Source organism: Alterinioella sp., assembly GCF_058343375.1.
Genome location: NZ_JBTUJH010000113.1, coordinates 1 through 3,083, shown reverse-complemented (window position 1 = coordinate 3,083; position 3,083 = coordinate 1). Strand labels below are relative to the sequence as shown.

3 protein-coding genes are annotated in these 3,083 nt (G+C 62.6%); 2 read left to right on the top strand and 1 reads right to left on the bottom strand.

Annotation, left to right across the window (positions count from 1 at the left end; translation table 11 throughout):
• Positions 1 to 1,130 (bottom strand): ABC transporter substrate-binding protein (locus ACW8PS_RS15010; protein WP_491528310.1); only part of this gene is annotated, 1,130 nt, incomplete at its 3' end.
• A gap of 266 nt (positions 1,131 to 1,396) precedes the next feature.
• Between ACW8PS_RS15010 and ACW8PS_RS15005 the strand changes: the two genes are divergently transcribed.
• Both ACW8PS_RS15005 and ACW8PS_RS15000 read left to right on the top strand, forming a co-directional pair.
• On the top strand, positions 1,397 to 2,449 hold the full coding sequence (locus ACW8PS_RS15005) for a substrate-binding domain-containing protein (RefSeq protein WP_491528309.1): 1,053 nt from the start codon (positions 1,397 to 1,399) through the stop codon (positions 2,447 to 2,449).
• Positions 2,446 to 3,083, top strand: a 638-nt coding sequence (locus tag ACW8PS_RS15000; RefSeq protein WP_491528308.1) for a family 1 glycosylhydrolase, incomplete at its 3' end; no start/stop codon positions are given. The genes ACW8PS_RS15005 and ACW8PS_RS15000, both read left to right, overlap by 4 nt.

Here is a 3,083-nt window from a genome sequence, read left to right as displayed (position 1 = left end):
TTATAGGGGGTCAGGAAGCCCGATTGCGCCATCCACAGCTCATGCGCGATGGGGGTCTGCATGAATTCGACCCAGGCATCGGCCGCATCCGAAGGCTCGGTGATGGCCCAAAGCGTGCCCGCGCCAAGCACCGGATTGCCCAGGCCCGCCGCTTCCGAGGATGGGAAGTAGAAGAAATCACTGTCAGACCCTTCGGGAAAGAAAGTGGGGATGAAGCTGGCCTGACGGTGCAGATAGCATTCCGGCGGAAAGCTGAAGAGACCGGCGGGGCTGTCGCGGAAATCGGTGGTGGCCACGGCCGCGGACCCGCCATTGACATAGGCATCATTGCGGGCGAATTGCCCGAAGGCCTCGATCGCGGCGATGATGCGTTCATCGGTAAAGGGGATCTCGTTCGTTACCCAACCGTCATAGACCTCGGGCGGCTGCATGCGCAGCAGCATATCCTCGACCCAATCGGTCGCAGGCCAGCCGGTCGCGGCACCAGATCCCAGACCGATGCACCACGGCGTTTCGCCATTGGCCACGATCTGATCGGTCAGCGCCAGCAACTCCTCCATCGAGGTCGGAATCTCATACCCGGCCTCATCAAAGGCCTCGGGCGAATACCAGACCAGCGATTTCAGATCGACCTTGTAGAAAAAGCCAAACAGCTGATCGGTGCCGGTTTCATCGGCATAGGTGCCCAGATCGACCCAGGATTGCCCGGCGGCGTAGTTTTCCACGATCCAATCGGCGGTGCCCTCGGGCAGCGGGGTCAGCGCGCCGCGTGCGGCCATATCGGCGGCCAGGCCCGGCTGCGGAAAGACCGCGATATTGGGCGGGCTGTTGGCCTGGATCGAGATCACGATATCCTGCTCGAAACTGTCCGAGCCGGAATAGCTTACCGTGGCCCCGGTCGCGGCTTCGAAATAGGCCGCGACGCTGTTCATGATATCGGCATCAAGGCCGGTCCAGGGACCGGTGATGCGCAGATCCTGACCGCTGAGATCGTTGGCGGCGGCGAAGGCTTCGAAACTGTCCCAGTTGAACGCGCCGTCGCCCGGCGTGAATATCAGATGTCCGTCGGCATGGGCCGCGCCCGCCATCAGGGCAAAAGCTGCGACGCCCGCATAAAGCGATCTTTTCATTATTCTTTTCATTATTCCCTCCCAAATCTGGCCCCCTGCGGGCCGGTTCTGTCTGGTGCGACTCTGGTTTTTCAAAGCGCTTTGACTGCCTGCACAGTTTCGCAAAACCCCTCGCCTGTCAATCGCGCATCCGCGACAGCCTTACAAATAACAGCGTTATTTGTGCAGATGCAGCATGGGTTTTCAGAATTTCCTCCTTTGACAGATCCGAAGGATCCGCGTTATCCTAGACCGGATTGAAAGCGCTTTGAGGGGCCGCATTGACGATGAATCTCAAGCAACTGGCCGCCACTTTGGGGCTGTCGCAAACCACGGTCAGCCGGGCCATGAACGGCTATCCCGAGGTCAGCGAGGCCACACGCGCACGGGTGCACGCTGCTGCCGCGCGGCATAATTATCGCCCCAATACCCGCGCCCGCAGCCTGGCCACCGGGCGTTCCATGACCATCGGCCATGTGATCCCGATCTCGACCAAGCACGAAATGATGAACCCGGTATTTTCCGATTTCATCGCCGGTGCCGGCGAGGCCTATGCCCGCGCCGGGTATGACATGATGCTGTCGATCGTGCCCGACGACATGGAAGGTGACGCCTATCGCGCGCTGGCGCGGCGCCAATCGGTCGACGGGATCGTCATCCATGGCCCGCGTGCGGGCGACCGGCGGATCGCGCTGTTGCAGGAGATCGGCCTGCCCTTCGTGGTCCATGGTCGGGCCTCGGATACCGCAGGTGGCCCGACCTCGGATGACCCCGTCAGTTTTTCCTGGGTCGATGTCAACAATCGCCGCGCCTTTGCCCGCGCCACCGAACTGCTGTGCGATCTGGGGCACCGCCGGATCGCCCTGATCAACGGGCTTGAAGATATGGATTTTGCGCAGCGCCGCCGTCAGGGGTTTGAAAACACGCTGGCCGCGCGCGGCATCACCGCCAACCCGGACTGGATGTGTTCCGATGAAATGACGGAGCATTTCGGCCATGACAGCGCCGCCCGGATGCTGGCGGCAGACCCTGCCCCGACGGCCTTTCTGGTCTCCTCGATGATCCCGGCCATCGGGGTGCGTCGCGCGGTCGAGGCGGCGGGGCTGAAACTGGGCCGCGATATCAGCCTGATCACCCATGATGATGCGCTGAGCTATCTGGGCAATGGCACCGATGTGCCGATTTTCACCGCCACCCGATCTTCGGTGCGTGACGCCGGCCACATAGCCGGCACCATGCTGCTGGAACAAATCAACGATCCTGACGGCCCGCCGCGCCACACCATGCTGGAGGCCGAACTGATGATCGGCAGTTCCACCGGCCCGGCACCCGTATCATGAGCTGGAGCCGCGGCGATTTTCCCGACGGGTTTATGTTTGGCGCGGCCACCTCATCCTATCAGATCGAAGGCCATGGCATGGGCGGCGCAGGCGCGACCCATTGGGACAGTTTCGCCGCCACCCCCGGCAATGTGGTGCGCGCAGAAAACGGCGCGCGGGCCTGCGATCATTATAACCGCTGGCCCGAAGATCTGGACCTCTGCGCCGCTTTGGGCGTTGATATTTATCGCTTCTCCACCTCCTGGGCGCGGGTCCTGCCCGAGGGCCGCGGCACGCCAAACCAGGCCGGGCTGGATTTCTACGACCGGCTGGTCGATGGCATGCTGGAACGTGGGCTAAAGCCTGCCGCCACGCTTTATCATTGGGAATTGCCGCAGCCGCTGGCCGATTTGGGCGGCTGGCAAAACCGCGATATCGCCGGCTGGTTTGCCGAATTCACCGCGATCATCATGGGCCGGATCGGCGACAGGCTCTGGTCTGTGGCCCCGATCAATGAACCCTGGTGCGTCAGCTGGCTTGGCCATTTCGAGGGCCAGCACGCGCCCGGCCTGCGTGACATCCGCGCCACTGCACGCGCCATGCATCACGTTTTGCTGGCCCATGGCCGCGCCATCGCGGTCATGCGCGCCCTGGG

What these genes read in the sequence shown, in the direction of transcription:
- ACW8PS_RS15005 (WP_491528309.1), top strand. Translation starts at nt 1,397, where the DNA reads ATGAATCTCAAGCAACTGGCCGCCACTTTGGGGCTGTCGCAAACCACG.